Genomic DNA, 16,308 nt, shown 5'->3' on the forward strand with positions numbered 1-16,308 from the left:
CTTTTTATAACTCGAGCTCTCCCATACGAAGAAGCTCAACAACTGCTTGTGAACGTCCTTTAACCCCTAGCTTTTGCATTGCGTTTGAGATGTGGTTGCGAACTGTCTTTTCACTGATAAAAAGTTCACCTGCAATTTCCTTCGTTGTTTTATCTTGAACCAGTAATTCAAATACTTCTCTCTCTCTCTTTGTGAGTAAAGGTTTAGATTGATACGCTTTTTCCTTCAACTGGTATAACCCTCCTTGCTTAAGCCAGAGCTGTGTATGTGTAAGTTGGGTGTTTATTTAGTCAAGATATTGTATGAACGAAATGTGCGGGTGGTGAATGAAAATGGGCTTTATTTCACATGTTATTTTAGACTTTTATACAGTGCGTTCACTCTTTGTATCCACTTACTTTTCGGTACGCCATATTTGTTCTAGTAATATGCTGACAACTGTACCTACGAACAAACCATTTCCAAATATATATTGTATGACAGACGGCAAGGATTGGAGCGCTCCAGACGGTAAAAACATAACGCCGCTACCAAATAATACTGCAACGCCTAAAATTGTTACATTCCTTTCATTAAGCTCCACTTGTTTTATATTATTTAACCCAATTCCAATTAACTGTACGAAAGAAGCCATTAAAACCGCAGATGCGACAGCGGATGGTAAAGATGCTAAATAACGAATAATACTTGGGAACAGCGACATTACGACTAGTAACATACATGCTAGTAAGAACGAACGTATATATTTTTGTTTCGTTAAACGTATAAATCCTGCCGTTGCCGGTAACGGCACGACACCTACAGTTGAAAATATGGAAGAAATGATATGTGAAATGCCTCCAACCCACGTTCCATCCTTCAACTGTTTCTGTTCAATAGTCGCTTTTTGAATGGTAGCTTGATTAATCGCTATAATAGCTGCCACTGTATTTGAAACTAAAATACATACCATAACGAAACTTGATACTGCCATACCTGTATTCCATTTTGGAAGTCCCCAAGCAAATATTTGCGGAAGTTGCACAAAATGAGTTACTTGAGATGGAATCGTCACTTTTCCTGCAATGAGAAAAAGAATCCACCCACTAATTAATCCTATTAAAACCGCATAACTTTTGACAAAACCTTTCCCAAAATTAGATAGTATAATAACGAAAAGAAATATACTAAACGCAATTATCGCTGTAAATGCATCAATTTGAGAAACAGTAGCAGTAATTCCTAGCATTCCTTTTAGGAATACACCGCTTAATTGTAAGCATAATAAAAGTAAAAACGTCCCTGTCACAAGTGGCGTAAATAAAAATAAAATACGTCCGATGAAACCAGTTACTCCTAGTCCTATTAAAATAACACCTGAGATTATCATTCCTAATTCTAAAATTTGCAATGTACTGTGTAATTGATCTTGCCCGACCGTTGCGTAAGCAAGTACGGTAAATACGCCAACCCATGATCCAGCTGGTCCATCTGCAATTGGTAGTCTATGTCCAAGCCACCCTTGTAAAAAAGAAGATATACCAACTACAAAAAATGTACGCTGCATTAAATAAAATATTTCCTCCGTCGTAAGATGAAATAATCCGCCAACGACAATTGGTAATGCGATTGAATTCGCTAATAAAAAGATAAACCATTGCAAAGTTCCCATAATATGATTTTGGTTATGTTGATTGTCCAAATTTTTCATCCCTTCCATACATTTCACATAGAAATACACACTATACTATTACGTAGCTTTTCGAAACAAAACTTTTTGTCCCTTCGATTTCTTCCCGTATCCAAATGTCGCAGTGTACACTCCACAAACGATAAAAACAGCTCCAATTATTTGAATAGCTGTTACACTTTTCTGCAATATAATATAGCCTACCACCATCGTAACGAATGGTTCTAAATTTAAAAACATGGCTGCTGTTGATGCTTGTGCTTTTCTCAATTGATTATTCCAAGCCAATGTACAAATTCCATGCATAAGTATTGCTGTCACAATAAGAAGCGACCAACTCTCTATAGAGTATTTCAACGTTATGTGAGAAAAGGTAAAAGCAAGAAACGGTAGCATAATTAAAAAACCAAAAATTGAAGAAAAGAATGTAATCAAAAACATATCTTCTCTGTTCCCCAATTTCCGAATTAAAACGATAGATAAAGAAAAAGATAGCATCGTTATAAAAATCCATATTAACCCTTCTGAAAAGACAAACCTCTGCCCAACACCAATTACAAAAAACACTCCAAAAGTAGCAATTCCCCCTCCTATTACTAACTTAGCTGTTAACGGTTCGTTTAAAATAAATACCGCTAAAATAGAAGTCATGACAGGAGTAAGTGCTAATATTAGCGCAGCTGTTGTTGGATCTGCTGTTTGTAACCCTTCATAAAAAGACCATTGATTAATCGCGACACCTATGACTCCAATTAATAATACACCTTTCATTTCATTCTTTTCTATATATAAGCCTTTCTTACACATAATAGCGTACGCTAGAAAAAACAAATTAATAAATAGTAAGCGAAGTGTCGTTAACAACACCGGATGAAATGTATTCACTAAAATCGCACCAAATATAAAATTACTCCCCCAAACTACTACACATATAAACAGTAATATATATGTACGTGTCATCTATTCCCCTCCTTTTCTCGTAAAAAAGAAGGATTCCTATTCTTTCATTAGGAACCCTTGAAAAAATATATATAAAGTGAAACTTTAATCAGTGGGGGTTTTGTTCATCCCCCACTGATTATTAGTTGAACCAATCGGACTTTTACGGACAGTTGATCCCCCACCTAACTTCTTTGCTTCCGCTGAATTTTGAGGTGGGGGTCTTACTGCCCGTTAAAGCGGGATAAATTAGGGAGATACGTAAATTAAATCAATACGCCTTGAACATGTTGCAAGGAACCTGCTACTATTTTTCCACCTTTCATCACAGCAGGTCGCTGTGCACGTCTAGCTATCGCTTCTGCTGAACAAGTAGCTTGTAAGAAAACAAAATCAGCTTTATCTCCTACTTTAGGCCAAACTTGATTTCCGTCTTGATCCAATGGCGTTTTTCCACCTGTAATATAAGTTAAAGAAGAAGCTAAAGACTTTTCATCAATCCAGCGATACTTTTCCGCTAAACGCCCTACTCTTTCAAAAATATCAGCATTTCCAAATGGTCCCCATGAATCAAACATACTATCGCAACCTAAAGAAACGGAAACACCCTTTTCTGTAAGTAATGGTACTGGCGGCATATTTCTGTTAATTGGTACCGTCGTAATAATAGACATTCCTCTTTCAGCTAATAAGTCTGCCATATCTGCTCCTTCTTCTTTAGATACATCTCCTAGGCTAAACGCATGACTGACCGCAACACGTCCGTCCCAACTAGCCTCCTCTGTATACTGAGCTAACTTTTTAATTGTATAAATACCTAAATGCCCTGCATCATGTAAATGCAAATCAACATCGGCATTTGCTTCTACAGCAATTTCCATCATATCAAAAAGTGATTTTTCAATATTATTATCTACAGTAGCTGGATCTACACCACCTACTAAAGTTGCGCCCATTTTCATCGCTTCTCTCATAAGAGAATGCGCTTCTGTACGAAGTAAACCATGCTGCGGGAATGCTACGATTTCATATGTAAACGCATCTTTCATATTCTCTAAAGTTTGACGTACAGATTCTAAGTTTTTAAGACCGATATACGGATCAATATTTACATGCGTTCGTATATGAGTCGAACCAGCATTTAAAATGTTGCTTAGTAATAACTCTGCTCTCTCTCCAGTTGTTTGAGCTAAAATTGGTAACTCTTGCTGTTCTAACTCTAATCTCTCAATAATATTTTTTACTGGTGTACATGCTTCCCATGGACCACCAAGTCTTGTCTTATCAAGGTGAAAATGATTTTCCACAAACGACGGAAGAACAAGCAATTCTTTCGCATCTTTCATTTCATATTCCGTTTGAAGCGGTACATCCGCAAGTACAATCTTTGCAATCTTTCCATCTTGTATAAGTAAATGATGCAAAGCTGTTTCTGTACCTGTAACTACTTCATTATTAAACTTGTAACCTGTTTCTAATCGTACATTCGTTAACCAATACACATTTTGCATTTCAATCATCCTCTCAAACAAGATTATTTATAGCCGTTTTTTCCAAACTACCAGCAACAACATTCCCTTTATATAAAACCGCACAGCGCTCTGTTTGTCTTGCTACTACCTCGGCTGAACATGATGCTTCTGTAAAGACGATATTTGCTTCATCCCCAATTTTTGGCCATTGACGATTTCCTTGATCATCTAATATAGATTTCCCACCCGTAATAAACTGAAGTGCTTTCCCTAAAGAGCGCTCATCAATCCATCTAAATCTCTCCGCTAGACAATTTGCCTTTTGCAACATATCTCCTGTCCCAAACGGAGACCAATGATCAGTTATACTATCATTTCCTAGCGAAACTTTTACACCTTTACGATTTAATAACGGAACTGGAATTACATGTCTACTAATTGGAACTGTTGACGTTATATCAATACCTAATGCCGCAAGTCGTTCAGCCATTTCCTCCGCTTCTTCTACAGATACATCTCCAAGTCCAAGAGCATGACTAATCGTAACTCTTCCTTGCCACCCTGCTTCTTCTGTTAGTGCAGCTAATCTCTTCATTGTAAATGTTCCAAGTTGATCCGCATCATGTAAATGAATATCAATGTCTGAATCAAACTCTACTGCAATATCCATAATTGTATTCAATGATTTTTCAATATTACCATCTACTGTGGCTGGGTCTACTCCACCTACTAAATGAGCTCCCATACGCATAGCATCTTTTACAAGCCCTACGGAATTACTTCTTAACAAACCGTGTTGCGGGAATGCTACAATTTTTGCTGATAACTTATCTTTATATGTTTCCAGTGCCGCAATCGTTGCTTCTAAATTCCCAAGACCAATTACAGGATCAATATTGCAATGTGTTCGAATATTTGTCGCTCCATTTTCAAGAAGTAATTGCAACATTTTCTCCGCTCTACTCTTTGCAGTTTCTAATTGCTTCGGAAGAATAGTTTGCTCCTCATGAATACGAGTGAATATACTTTTTACTGGTGTACATGCTTTCCATGGTCCACCATAATACGTTTTATCAATATGAATATGCATTTCTTCAAATGCTGGTAATGCCAGTAAACCATTTGCATTTACTACTTCACCATCTTGCTCTGATACAATTCCAGGTAATATGTTCGTAATCTTTCCATCTTCAATAAATAAACTACAAATTTCTGTTTCTGTACTTGTAATTCGCGCTTCCTCATATACGTACCCACATTCAAGTTTTACATTCGTTAACCAATATTGTGATTTCACACTCACTTTGTCAATCTCCCTTCGCAATATGATTTTTCTACTTACAAACGAAACAAAAACAGATAAAAATTTCTATCAGTGTAAAATCATTTTTACACTGATAGAATTTTCTATTTTACTGTAGTTCTACACCTTCCAGTCGCAAATACCCAGATGGATCAATCCAAAATCCTTTTATATTTTTCGTAGTTGCCGCAATATGATTAATCCCTCGAATTGGTACTAGTAAGGCATCCTTTAATTCAATCTCTTGTAACTGTTTATATAATTCTTTTCTCTTCGTCTCATCTTTTTCTTTTCTAGCTTCTTCTATTAATTTATCTACTTCCGGATTACTATAGAAAAATTGGTTACCAGTTGCTCCGTGTGAACTAGAATGGAATAAATTATATTGATTATAGTCACCATCACCTGTTGCGTTTCCCCATCCTCCAACAAACATCGCATGTTCTGATTTATTCGTTGCAGCTAAAAACGCACCATATTCCATAACTTTAATTTCTACATCAACGCCAATCCCTTTTAATTGAGATTGAATTACTTCCACTAACGCCATTCTAACTTTGCTGTCATTCGTCCAAATTGTTGTTTTAAATCCATTTGGATAACCAGCATCTGCTAATAATTTTTTCGCAGTATTAATGTCATACTTATATCCTTTTACGTCTTTCGTATAACCGAACACTTTAGGAGTCATTACGGAGTTTATTTCAGTCCCAACATTGTTATATACCCCTTTTAAAATCCCTTTCGTTTCAATTGCATGTGCAATCGCTTGACGAACGAGCGGGTTGTCAAATGGCTTTTTCTGTACATTAAATCCAATATATTCTACACCTAAACCTTCATTTTCAATTAACTCCATAGATGGTGAATTTTTCACACGTTCTACTTCAGTTACAGGTAAATTCTCTGCAATGTGAGCTTCACTAGTTTCAATCATTCCAATACGTGTTGCATCTTCTGGTACTACTTTGAATACCACTTCATCAATCTTTGATTTTTCACCCCAATAATTTTTATTCTTTTCAAGGCGAATTTCTTCACCTGGTTTCCATGATTTAAAAGTATATGGACCTGTCCCAACCGGATGCTGCGCTAAGCCTTTCCCTTTTTCATCAATTGCCTTCGGACTTAAAATACTTCCTTCATTACTTGCGAAAATAGATAAAAGAGGTGAGTATGGGTATTTCAATACGAACTGTACTGTATATTCATCAATTACTTTTATTTCTTGAATCATGGAATAAACAGTTGCTCGATTTGAACCTACTTTCGGGTCTAATACACGTTCAAAGTTTTTCTTTACTGCCTCAGCATTAAATGGTGCACCATCTTGGAATGTCACTCCTTGTTGCAACTTAAATTCCCAATTTAAATCATCAATTTGTTTCCATTCCTTTGCTAACATCGGCTTAAAATCCATGTTTTTATCTCGCTGTACAAGATTTTCATATACTTTATGGTACACAACACTTGCGGAAGGGATGTTTGTAATAAAATGCGGATCTAAATTATCAGCATCTGACAGTCTAGCAATTGTTAAAACACCGCCTTCTTTTGTTCCATTGCTTCCTGATCCTTCATTTCCTGTCTTCGTATTAGATGAACACCCCGCTAGAAAAACTGAAAGACATAAAATTGTGATAAAACAAATCACAAGTCCCCTTTTGAATCTCATCGCCCTTCCCCCTCCACTTTCTTTTATCTCTACATCCTAAAGTGAAACCTTACATCTAGCTTTCTATCCCCTACTTTCTAATAGCAGATCATTCCACCACCCTTTCTTTTTCAATTTCGTCTATGTATTTGTAATTATAAATAACTTTGCGAAAAAAGTTTTTAAACATCTTTACTTCTATTTGCACTTTCTTTACTTATTGAATTTTCTGAATTATTTTGAAACATCTTTACTTCTATTTGCACTTTCTTTACTTATTGTTTTAAACTCGTTGACTCGTTTTAATTTTCTGATAATTTAATCATAAAGAAAGAAAGAAAGGGAGGTATAAAAAATGGAAGTTCGTCTTTCTAAAGAAGAAAATACTTCTTTGCAAACAATTCAAACGAAGAACACATCGAAATGGATCATTAGCTATCGAAAACTGAAAAAAAATAAGATGGCATTTATCGGGGGTATTATCGTTCTTTTCTATATTTTAATAGCTATATTTGCCCCATTGTTAGCACCCTACAATCCATTTGATATTCAGTTAGTTAACAAATTACAACCACCATCTATGGAACATTGGATGGGAACAGATGATAAAGGCAGAGATATTTTAAGCCGCCTTTTACACGGGACACGCCTTTCGTTACTTGTTGGATTTTCTTCTGTATTTATAGGGGCATTGTTCGGCATTATTCTTGGTATCATTTCTGGTTATTACGGTGGATGGTTTGACACAATCATTATGCGAATCATTGATATTATGCTAGCTTTCCCTGGTATTTTACTTGCTCTTGCCATTGTAGGCGCACTAGGACCAAGTCTTGTGAACGTAATTATCGCTATTGGCTTTTTCTCAATCCCTATGTTCGCTCGTATCGTTAGAGCTTCTACATTAACAGTAAAAAAATTAGAGTATATCGATGCTATAAGAGCACTAGGGGCAAATGATTTTACTATTATTATGAAACACATATTCCCTAACATCTTATCACCTATTATCGTCCAAGCTACTTTACGCTTAGCTACAGCAATTTTATCTGCAGCTGGATTATCATTTTTAGGACTTGGAGCGCAACCACCTTCACCTGAATGGGGTGCCATGTTAAGTAATGGGCGCGACTTTTTATTTACCGCACCACATATTGCAATGTTTCCTGGAATCGCAATGTCTACACTCGTAATCGGTTTAAACATGTTTGGTGACGGATTACGTGATGCACTAGATCCGAGACTTAAAAAATAGAAAGGGGCATTATACATGCTAATGTTTATTTTTCGTAGAATACTACAATTAATTCCCGTTCTTTTCGGCGTTGTATTCGTCGTTTTCTTAATTATGCAAATGGTACCCGGTGACCCAGCTCTCCTTATCGCTGGTGAAGGAGCATCAAAAGAAACTGTCGAGCAAATACGCCATCAATTAGGATTAGACAAACCCTTTATCATGCAATATTTCTCTTATATCGGAAATATATTACAAGGAGATTTCGGGGTTTCAATTCGTTCTAACCGCCCAGTGTTAGACGAAGTATTAATCCGCCTTCCAATCACTATTGAACTCGCACTGTGTAGTATCGTCATTACAGTTGTAATTGGGATGATTGCTGGTATCATCTCTGCTACAAAGCAATATTCTTGGACAGATGTTTCTATTATGATTATCGCTTTGTTAGGTGTCTCATTACCAAGCTTTTGGTTTGGACTTATGCTCATTTTCTACTTCTCTGTCCAAATTCAAATATTCCCGGTTTCTGGTTGGGGAACTTGGATGCACATGGTTTTACCAGCACTTACACTTGGTGCATCTGGCGCAGCAATTGTAGCACGTATGACTCGCTCAAGTATGCTTGATGTTATACGCCAAGATTATATACGAACAGCAAGAGCAAAAGGGGTAAAAGAAAGAGTTGTTATATATAAACATGCTTTGAGAAACGCATTAATTCCCGTTATTACTGTTGTTGGATTACAATTTGGTGCCCTTTTAGGCGGTACAGTTTTAGTAGAATCAGTTTTTGCTATAAATGGACTTGGAAGATTGATCGTAGACGCCATCCGAATGAGAGACTTACCAATGTTACAAGGAGGCGTATTAATCGCCTCGGTCATCTTCGTTCTAGTCAATCTTATTGTTGATATTTTATACCGTCATTTCAATAAACGTATTGAGCTTAATTAAGGGGGTGCACAAACATGAATAAAAAGGAAGAGGTATTACAAGTTAAAGATTTAAAAACACATTTCTTTACAGACGAAGGTGTAAGCAAAGCGGTTGATGGTTTAAATTTCTCTGTTTCTAAAGGAGAAACACTCGGCATCGTAGGTGAATCTGGTTGTGGGAAGAGTATCACTTCTCTATCCATTATGAGATTAATTGACCGAGAAAGCGGCAGTAAAATTGAGGGGAGCATTTTATTTAAAGGAAAAGATTTATTACAACAAAACGAAGCTGAAATGCGTGCAATTCGCGGAAATCAAATCTCAATGATTTTCCAAGAACCAATGACATCTTTGAATCCAGTATATTCTGTTGGGGAACAGATCGCAGAAGCAATTCGTATCCATCAAAAATTAAATAAAAAGGAAGCTTGGAATAAAGCCGTAGATATGTTGAAACTAGTTGGAATTCCTTCTCCTGAAAAGCGTGCAAAACAAGAGCCTCATGAACTAAGCGGAGGAATGCGACAACGCATTATGATTGCAATGGCACTTGCTTGCAATCCAGATTTACTCATTGCAGACGAACCAACAACTGCTCTTGATGTAACAATTCAAGCCCAAATATTATCACTTATGAAATCACTTCAAAAACAACTCGGTATGGGAATTATCATGATTACACATGACTTAGGAGTCGTGTCAGAAACATGCGATAGAGTCGCCGTTATGTACGCTGGAAAAATCGTCGAATATGCAGATATCGAGCATATATTTACTAGTCCAAAACATCCTTATACAATCGGACTTCTTCAATCTCTTCCAAGACTCGATACAGACCAAGAAGAGTTACAAACTATTCCTGGATCCGTACCGAGTCCATACCATATGCCGAGCGGATGTCGCTTTGCTGATAGATGCACACATGCAAAAGAACTATGTCACAATACTCTTCCAGAACTTCAACTCACACAAGATGGAAGTAAAGTTCGATGCTGGATGTTTACAGACCTTTGGGATAAATCATCTTCAGAAAAATTGGAGGTATTATAATATGTCTACTGCTACGCAAATAAATAAAAAAGAGTTATTACAAGTACAAAACTTAAAACAATACTTCCCTATAAAAAAAGGAATTCTAGGACGCTCTATTAACTATATTAAAGCGGTTGACGATATTAGCTTTACAATTTACGAAAAGGAAACTGTTAGTATTGTTGGTGAATCTGGTTGCGGAAAATCCACCACTGGGCGTGCAATATTACGCCTTGATGAAGCAACAAGTGGAAAAATTATTTTTCAAGACAAGGATTTACTAGAATTAAATAACTCAGCAATGCGAAAGGTTCGAAAAGATTTACAAGTTATTTTTCAAGATCCCTTTGCTTCTTTAAACCCTAGGCAAACTGTAGGGAGCATTTTAGAAGAAGCTATAGCCATTCAAAACGTATGCCCAAAAGGTGAAAGAATGGCGAAAGTTATTGAGCTGCTCGGGAAAGTTGGTCTTCCACCTGATGCAGTGAAGCGCTATCCACATGAATTTAGCGGTGGTCAACGGCAAAGAATCGGAATCGCACGCGCCTTAGCTGTTAATCCAAAACTCATTATTTGTGACGAGGCTGTCTCCGCCTTAGATGTTTCAGTGCAAGCACAAGTTTTAAATTTATTAAAGCAGTTGCAACAACAATACGGGTTAACATATTTATTCATCTCTCACGACTTAGCTGTCGTTCGTCACATATCAGATCGCATCATTGTAATGTACCTTGGTACCATTGTGGAGATTGCCGATAAACATTCTCTTTTTAACAATCCGCAACACCCTTACACAAAAGCGCTTCTCTCAGCAATTCCTACCATTAGTGCAGGAACGAAAAAAGAACGCATTGAACTTAAAGGAGACCTCCCCTCTCCTCTAAACCCGCCAAAAGGCTGTCGTTTTCATACTCGTTGTCCGTATGCCATTGAAAAATGTGCTACGCAGCAACCAAGTTTTCAATCTATAAGCGAAGGTCATAAAGTAGCCTGTCATATCATTTGATCCGAGTCTGAATAATAGAAACATTTACAACGCTTTAGTATAATAATAAAAAACAAGATTGAGGTATGTATGTTAACTTATGAAGCATTTGCTGTATTAATAACTATACTTGTCTTAGCTCCAATTTTTGGAGCTATTATTTTATTATGTTTATTTATTTTTGAAAAACGAATCGATTTACTAGAAAGTGAAAAGAAAAAAATAGCACTGGAACGAGAGTTGCAACAGTCTTTATATCATCAACTTACGCAACAAATTCAGCCTCATTTTTTATTCAATACATTAAATACAATTTTGAGCTTAGCTCGTCTACAGAGAACAGATGAAGTTGTCAAATCACTCGAGATCTTTTCTCTATTTTTGAAAGGAAAATATAAAACAACAGATTTGTTAATTCCAATCTCTGAAGAACTGGCTTATACGAATTATTATATTGAGATTCAAAAAATGCGGTTTCGCTCGAGACTTTCAATAAATATTACTTCTTCTGAAGATTTACAGAATGCTTATATTCCACCTTTCGTTATTCAAACGTTAGTTGAGAATTCTTTTAAACACGGTCTTGAAAAAAAAGCTGGTCAAGCTATTTTAAATATTCATCTACACAATACAAATAACCGAATTACACTTCTAGTATCCGACAACGGTACTCAAAACGAACCATTTACTTCCCATACGGAAGAAAGCGGATACGGACTTGAAAATATAAAACAACGATTTCAGTTATTCTTTCAAGAACAAACTACATTCTCTTTCCTCTCTACAAAAGAGAATGGCACGAAAGTAGAAATCACATGGCCTTTCATCACAGAAAAAAACACAGAGGAGGTAATACAAAAATGAACGTGCTATTAGTAGATGACGAACCACTGGAACTGGAACAATTAGAATTTCTTATCCACCGTCAGTTCCCTAATTGGACATTACATCTAGCTTTAGATGCGGCTGAAGCTTTACGTATAAATGAAAAATTCTCAATTCATTTGGCACTTTTAGATATTCACCTTCCGGGCATATCCGGCCTACAACTAGGTGAGAAATTAAAAAATAATAACTCTAACCTCGATATCATTATTGTAACCGCATATCAAAATTTCGATTATGCAAAACAATCTATTCGTCTAGGCGTTATTGACTACATAACAAAGCCAATTATAGAGAAAGAACTCATCGATATATTACAAAAGTACAAAGGAGATGCTAATACCCCTTCCTACTCACGTATTATTCAAGATACATTAGACATCATCCATGAAACTTTTCATGACAAACTACACTTAGCAGACATCGCAACTAAAGTACATACAAATCCGACTTATTTAAGCCGAAAATTCCATGAAGAAGTAGGGGTTTCATTTTCCGGATATATCATGCAATATCGGATTGAAATGTCACAGAAATATTTAATGGAACACCCACATTGGTGTATCTCTCAAATCTCTGAAAGATCTGGTTTTAATAGTCAGCATTATTTCAGCACTGTTTTTCGTAAGATGACCGGAATGACTCCGAAAGAATATAGAGGCGAGGGATAAATTGTGAAGAAAAACAACTCAGCTTTCACACCTTTACAATTAGGCATCGGAACTGGTACTGTTCTTTTATTATCTAAATGGGTCGCAAGTATATCGACGCTCGCTTTACCTGAATCGATTATTAATTATGGGCTAATCGCTGGTATTCTTTATGCGATGATTGGCCCTTTTACTCTTATTTTATTGGGGATTTTAATAAAAAAAATACGTTCTACATTCCCAGAAGGAGAATCCATTCACGATTACTTATCTTATAAACTTTCTCGCAAAGGATATATAATTGTATGCTCTTTCCTTGTTCTATTAAGTATAGAAAGTATGTTCATTCAAACGAAAGTTGCTAGTATTTTACTTAATGTTTTTTTCCATATTCCATATACATTGGGTTCTTTCCTTTTCATTACCCTTTGTACAATATTCGTAATATTAAGTAACGCTAAGCTATTTACTAAAATGGCTATTATGCAAACTGTATTAATGTTTTCTACTATGATCATTATTCCAATTTATTTTTTTGTGCAAGATGGCATTACCCATGTATACGATGGAATCCGCTTATATCACCCGTACTTGCTATTTTATGAAAATAGAAATGGAATATATTTTCTTACTGCCGGTATTCTCATTGAAACAGGAAGAGTATTAATAAGCCCTGCATCTTGGGATAAAGCTTTCCGTATTCATCCTAAAAAAATTATTCCAACTTTTTTACTATCAGGATTTATATGGATTACTATCCCTTTGGCATTCGCTTCTCTAATTATGATAGTTATCTTTAGTGGGAGCTTAGATCATTTATACGATCTTCTAGTCCAGCTTCCAAAAAAAATAGAATTTACCATTTTATTTTATCTGCTCGTTATCGGTTCGTTAAGCGCAATAACTTCTAGTTTTATTTCTTGGATACATGGATTTACTAAACTCATTCGAGATTTTATACCGATGATACCTACAAAAATAAATTTCAAATTATATACAACTCATTTTATTTCTATCACTATCGGATTTTTAGCTTTTTTCATTACAATTACTACAAACTATACGATTTTAGAAATTATTTTTTTCTTTGGTATTCTTTATACATCTCTTATCATCACAATATTATTCGTTATTTTCAGCAAGCAAAAAATCAGCATCATTATACCGCTCATCTCGATTATTGGTGCTCTTACCGGTTATGTAGTTTACTTCTTAATCGGTCCTTTAACGAGCATTTGGGTTAGTATAGCGGTTACTCTTTCACTAAGTATTTGTTTTCTGTTTTCACATTGGATACATCAACAATTCAACTATAAAATGAAACAATAATATGAGGCCTTTTTGGTAGCTTAAATTTTGCTACCTAAGGCCTTTTTATTTTTATCGCAAACTATTATACTGCGCTATAAATTAGATTTATTGTTTATATGACCTCACATCTAAATTGTAAAATACGGTTCACTTTATAAAAAAATGTCATACAACCTCATAGTCTCCTCATAGATTTCCATATAGAATAGAAGTATATAGTTTGCTATAAAAGGAGTTGATCGTAATATGTCAAAAAAATTATATAAATCCGAAACTGATAAAATGCTATTTGGTATATGCGGTGGTTTAGGAGAATATTTTGATATTAGCTCTACTCTCATTCGCATACTTTGGGTCATTGCAGTTTTATGTTTTGGGACGGGGTTTTTAGTTTATTTTATTTGTTTATTACTTATGCCACGCTCTTACTAATAACATTCTTTCGTATATTTGAGCATAGTGTATACAAAATCCCCTATAGATTTTTCTATAGGGGATTTTTTCATGAAGAATATTTCATCGTTAAATGTAATACCGCCACTTCATCTTCTTCATTCTTATAACTATGTTTCTTATTCGCTTCAAATTGAATAGAGTCAAACTCATTTAATTCGTAAACATCGCTTTCTACTTGAATCGATACTTTCCCTTTCATTACCGTTACAAGCTCAATAGCACCTTCATGATGAGCTTCTGGTTCATATATACTATTCGACCTTAAACAAGCACGGTGCATTTCCATACCCGTTTCTTTCGTATAACGGAACATTGTTTCTAAATGCCATGCTTGTCCTACGTCTACTGCAAATCCTTCTCCGCAGCGCGCAACCGCTACAGGTTCTCCAACAACCATCAATCTCGATAAAGGAATCGATAACCCTTTCGTTATTTTCCAAATGACAGCTAACGTCGGATTCGTTTCGCCTCTTTCAATCTTTCCTAATGTTAATTTACTAACCCCTGTTTTTTGAGCTAATTCTTCTAAACTTAATTTTTGTTCATTTCGAATTTGCCTTAATAACTGACCTACTTGCTGAATGACTTCTTTCGTTTGCATATCTTCATGTTCTTTCATCTATAAAACCACCTTAAAATATAAAATAGTTTACTTTTATCTAGATAAAGTATATTATACTATACATAATCATTAAATTCCGAAAGGAGTGCTATACTTCATGCGCGCAATTTTATTAGGCCTTTTATCATCAGCCTTTTTTTCCGCAACTTTTATTATAAATCGAGCGATGAATGTATCTGGAACGAGCTGGGCTTGGACAGCTTCCTTCCGTTTTTTATTTGCTCTCCCTATTTTATTCCTTATCGTTTTATTTCGCAAAAACTTAAGGGAGTTATGGGAAGAATTAAAGAAACATCCATTGGCTTGGATCGGGTGGGGGTCTGTTGCTGGTATTGGTTTCTATTCTTTATTAAGTTTTGCAGCTGTCTTTTCTCCAGCTTGGCTCGTTGCTGGAACTTGGCAAGTTACTATATTAGCAGGTTTACTACTCTCGCCATTATTTTTCGTTAAAATAGAAACGAAATCAGGTACGAAACTTGTACGCGGAAAAATTCCACTTCGTAGTTTATACGTTGCATTATTTATTTTACTTGGTGTAATTTGTATGCAAACAACTGCAGCAGGTCACATTACAATGACTCAGTTTATTTCAGGTTTTTTACCTGTCGTGTTAGCTGCTTTCTTATATCCGTTCGGTAACCGAAAAATGATGGAACTTGTTGGTGGGCGCCTTGATACATTCCAACGTGTATTAGGAATGGCAATAGGCAGTCTTCCTATAACAATTTTACTTGGTATATACGGATTTTCTACTACTGGTATTCCAACATCAAGCCAAATGCTACAAGGATTTTTGTTAGCATTATGTTCTGGCGTTATAGCGACAATGACATTTTTCTTTGCTACTGACTTAGCCAAAGATAATCTCGCTCTACTTGGAGCTGTTGAAGCAACGCAAGCTGGAACGATGGTCTTTACCGTGCTTGGCGAAATTGTTTTCTTAAATGGTTCATTTCCTGGCGGGCTTTCCCTACTTGGAATGATTATTATTATGTTAGGAATGGTTGCAAATAGCATTTTAAACCGTTCTGTTCCAGTCGTTAAACAGAAAAAAACAGCATAAAAAAAGAGTATGGTTCTGTAACAAAGAACTATACTCTTTTTTATTGTCTCCCTATTGCGCCTTATCAGAATAGTATTTCATTAACGGTTTATACT

The 16,308-nt window shown here is 35.7% G+C and carries 16 protein-coding genes; 9 read left to right on the forward strand and 7 right to left on the reverse strand.

The window, feature by feature from the left end; genetic code table 11:
- Window positions 1-4: 4 nt before the first annotated feature.
- The 6 genes from gerE to PQF83_RS13200 all read right to left on the reverse strand — a co-directional run bounded on the left by gerE (window position 5) and on the right by PQF83_RS13200 (window position 7,058).
- Window positions 5-229 carry a spore germination transcription factor GerE gene (gerE, locus tag PQF83_RS13175; protein WP_000659484.1) on the reverse strand — a complete coding sequence of 75 codons (225 nt, stop codon included), beginning with the start codon at window positions 227-229 and terminating at the stop codon, window positions 5-7.
- 165 nt (window positions 230-394) lie between these two features.
- Complete coding sequence (locus PQF83_RS13180) at window positions 395-1,699, reverse strand: purine/pyrimidine permease (RefSeq protein ID WP_000398837.1); 1,305 nt, start codon at window positions 1,697-1,699, stop codon at window positions 395-397.
- 30 nt (window positions 1,700-1,729) lie between these two features.
- Window positions 1,730-2,629, reverse strand: coding sequence for a DMT family transporter (locus PQF83_RS13185; protein WP_000198921.1), 900 nt, complete (start codon window positions 2,627-2,629; stop codon window positions 1,730-1,732).
- 245 nt (window positions 2,630-2,874) lie between these two features.
- Window positions 2,875-4,119 carry an amidohydrolase family protein gene (locus PQF83_RS13190; RefSeq protein ID WP_001181865.1) on the reverse strand — a complete coding sequence of 415 codons (1,245 nt, stop codon included), beginning with the start codon at window positions 4,117-4,119 and terminating at the stop codon, window positions 2,875-2,877.
- A gap of 13 nt (window positions 4,120-4,132) precedes the next feature.
- Window positions 4,133-5,383 (reverse strand): amidohydrolase family protein, encoded by a 1,251-nt coding sequence (locus PQF83_RS13195; RefSeq protein WP_000114203.1) that lies wholly within the window; start codon window positions 5,381-5,383, stop codon window positions 4,133-4,135.
- A gap of 109 nt (window positions 5,384-5,492) precedes the next feature.
- Window positions 5,493-7,058 (reverse strand): glutathione ABC transporter substrate-binding protein, encoded by a 1,566-nt coding sequence (locus tag PQF83_RS13200; protein ID WP_001211304.1) that lies wholly within the window; start codon window positions 7,056-7,058, stop codon window positions 5,493-5,495.
- 334 nt (window positions 7,059-7,392) lie between these two features.
- Between PQF83_RS13200 and nikC the strand changes: the two genes are divergently transcribed.
- The 8 genes from nikC to PQF83_RS13240 all read left to right on the forward strand — a co-directional run bounded on the left by nikC (window position 7,393) and on the right by PQF83_RS13240 (window position 14,504).
- Window positions 7,393-8,292 carry a nickel transporter permease gene (gene nikC / locus PQF83_RS13205; protein WP_000453816.1) on the forward strand — a complete coding sequence of 300 codons (900 nt, stop codon included), beginning with the start codon at window positions 7,393-7,395 and terminating at the stop codon, window positions 8,290-8,292.
- 15 nt (window positions 8,293-8,307) lie between these two features.
- On the forward strand, window positions 8,308-9,228 hold the full coding sequence (gene nikB, locus PQF83_RS13210) for a nickel ABC transporter permease (RefSeq protein WP_000928487.1): 921 nt from the start codon (window positions 8,308-8,310) through the stop codon (window positions 9,226-9,228).
- A 14-nt stretch (window positions 9,229-9,242) separates the two neighbouring features.
- Window positions 9,243-10,259, forward strand: coding sequence for an ABC transporter ATP-binding protein (locus tag PQF83_RS13215; protein ID WP_001034321.1), 1,017 nt, complete (start codon window positions 9,243-9,245; stop codon window positions 10,257-10,259).
- A 1-nt stretch (window position 10,260) separates the two neighbouring features.
- Complete coding sequence (locus tag PQF83_RS13220) at window positions 10,261-11,247, forward strand: ABC transporter ATP-binding protein (RefSeq protein ID WP_000102013.1); 987 nt, start codon at window positions 10,261-10,263, stop codon at window positions 11,245-11,247.
- Between the two features lie 69 nt (window positions 11,248-11,316).
- Entirely contained in the window at window positions 11,317-12,090 is a 774-nt protein-coding gene (locus PQF83_RS13225) for a sensor histidine kinase (protein WP_000958967.1), read from the forward strand.
- Entirely contained in the window at window positions 12,087-12,782 is a 696-nt protein-coding gene (locus PQF83_RS13230; RefSeq protein ID WP_001101757.1) for a response regulator transcription factor, read from the forward strand. The genes PQF83_RS13225 and PQF83_RS13230 overlap by 4 nt, the downstream gene beginning before the upstream one ends.
- Window positions 12,783-12,785: 3 nt before the next feature.
- The gene (locus PQF83_RS13235; RefSeq protein WP_000740013.1) at window positions 12,786-14,090 is read left to right on the forward strand and encodes a hypothetical protein; all 1,305 of its coding nucleotides are present in this window, start codon (window positions 12,786-12,788) and stop codon (window positions 14,088-14,090) included.
- A gap of 228 nt (window positions 14,091-14,318) precedes the next feature.
- Entirely contained in the window at window positions 14,319-14,504 is a 186-nt protein-coding gene (locus PQF83_RS13240) for a PspC domain-containing protein (RefSeq protein ID WP_000038791.1), read from the forward strand.
- Window positions 14,505-14,574: 70 nt separating this feature from the next.
- Here the strand turns inward: PQF83_RS13240 and PQF83_RS13245 are convergent, their stop codons facing one another.
- Entirely contained in the window at window positions 14,575-15,147 is a 573-nt protein-coding gene (locus tag PQF83_RS13245; protein WP_000658051.1) for a helix-turn-helix domain-containing protein, read from the reverse strand.
- Between the two features lie 100 nt (window positions 15,148-15,247).
- Between PQF83_RS13245 and PQF83_RS13250 the strand changes: the two genes are divergently transcribed.
- Complete coding sequence (locus tag PQF83_RS13250; RefSeq protein ID WP_001201654.1) at window positions 15,248-16,213, forward strand: DMT family transporter; 966 nt, start codon at window positions 15,248-15,250, stop codon at window positions 16,211-16,213.
- Window positions 16,214-16,308 lie beyond the last annotated feature (95 nt).

This window comes from Bacillus sp. FF-1 (assembly GCF_028548245.1).
Lineage (GTDB): Bacteria > Bacillota > Bacilli > Bacillales > Bacillaceae_G > Bacillus_A > Bacillus_A paranthracis.